This window comes from Campylobacter sp. RM19073 (assembly GCF_024723495.1).
Lineage (GTDB): Bacteria > Campylobacterota > Campylobacteria > Campylobacterales > Campylobacteraceae > Campylobacter > Campylobacter porcelli.
In genome coordinates this window covers 1-1,561 of sequence record NZ_JANQCT010000057.1, presented here as the reverse complement: position 1 = coordinate 1,561, position 1,561 = coordinate 1, and the positions used below count along the sequence as shown (strand labels likewise).

At 32.3% G+C, this 1,561-nt stretch carries 3 protein-coding genes; all 3 read right to left on the bottom strand.

The genetic code is table 11. The annotated features are described in order from the left end of the window. The coding region (locus CSUIS19073_RS08215) for a hypothetical protein (RefSeq protein ID WP_086236863.1) at positions 1-467 on the bottom strand (467 nt) is incomplete at its 3' end. A gap of 11 nt (positions 468-478) precedes the next feature. Next, on the bottom strand, positions 479-694 hold the full coding sequence (locus tag CSUIS19073_RS08210; RefSeq protein ID WP_086236864.1) for a hypothetical protein: 216 nt from the start codon (positions 692-694) through the stop codon (positions 479-481). A 91-nt stretch (positions 695-785) separates the two neighbouring features. Next, a partial coding sequence (locus CSUIS19073_RS08205) for an ADP-ribosyltransferase-containing protein (RefSeq protein ID WP_442863272.1) occupies positions 786-1,561 on the bottom strand: 776 nt, incomplete at its 5' end.

Sequence of the window (1,561 nt, the reverse complement as noted above, 5' to 3'; positions counted from 1 at the left end):
ACCGCATTTGTGATTATCTCAGCTTCTTTTGTGCGTAGTTGGTCATCATAACTAGCTATTTCTCTTATTACTGCGGCGTTTTTTTGTTTTTCGGTAGAAGTTTGAGCTTTTACAAGCTCCGTTCTTGCTTTGTTAAACTCAATTTCAGCATTTGAGAGTAGCTTTTGGCTATTAGTTTGCTCTTTCTTTAACTCTAATTCTTGCTTTGATAGTTCTAGTTGGGTATTGATTTGTTGCCAGTTTAAAGCCGTTTCTAATGCTTTTGCTGTTAGATTAATAGCCATCGCACTCATCAGATTTGATTGGATTGTTATCTTATCTTTTGGGGCTAGGGTTTTATCATTAAAGCTATCATTAAGATATTTAATAGCCTTATCAAATATCGAGTTTTCACTAACGATTGACGCTTCTATTTGTTTATAATCACTAATTAGCTTATTTGTGTCTAAATTTAAAACTTCAGCCATTTTTTTCTCCTTTATTTTAAATTACGATAATCTTGATAATTTATACAAGCATTTACGCATTTATTGAAATATTCTCTATTAAAATCTTTACGATATTGTCGTGCTTTATTAGAAGTTATTTGATTACATTCATTATCGCAAAAACTATGTCTAATAGCATTTGGGCTAACAAAAGTAAAGCTATATCCAAATGAAAATATTATAACTAAAAATACAAAATGTTTCATATTGTTCTCCTTTATATTAGATTAGCGTCTCTAGCTTTACGCAACTCTTTATCACTCCATTTTATCATTTAACGAGCCACGCCTACTTAAGTTATCTATCCGACAAATACGGATTTTTTTTACTTGGTTTTTCTATATCTTTTTTAGCCTTTGTATAAGCCTTATAAAGCTCATTTGGTGCGTCTTGCGTTGGCTCATTAGCTTCAGCTAGAAATTTAGCATATTGCTTGGCTCTAGTTTGATTTGTGGTATCTTTGTTTTTATACCCATCTACTATACTTTGAGTTCCCATATATCCAAGCCCACCACCAACAAGAGCGATAGGTAGCCCTACTTTGGTGTATGCGTCCATCATCTTTGAGCGTGGATTGAATGCTCCATTATTGCTTATGCTTTTTATTTGATTAGGGCTAAAAGCTGTGTATATATAGCCTATATCATCATTCCAATCTTTATATACTACGCCATCATAGCCGTGTTTTTTTAGCACTTGTGCTGGGTCAAATTCACCAAAATTTTCTTTTACATTAAATTGCTCTTTGACCTCTCTTACAAAGCCATAATTATCATTTGCTTTTGAGATATAAGGATTTTTGATATTTAAATATATAGACATTACATTTTTGCCATAGCCTTTTGCTTTTTGTTTAGTATCTGTAAAATAAAAGCTTTTACCTAGCCAACTACCCTTTAATTTATTTATGTCAAAAGCATTGAAATTTGCGTTAGTGCCGTGATAAAATACCTTTGGTGAGCCATCACTCTCTTTTGTAGCTGGGTGGCTATCTTTATGCCAGTTTGCTAAGTTAGCAATTTTTTCATCACTATACTCTTGCCCCATTTTTGTCATTTTTGCTTTAAATTTAT

Excerpts from the sequence above, each read along its gene's own strand:
- CSUIS19073_RS08210 (WP_086236864.1), bottom strand. The coding sequence starts at position 694 with ATGAAACATTTTGTATTTTTAGTTATAATATTTTCATTTGGATATAGC.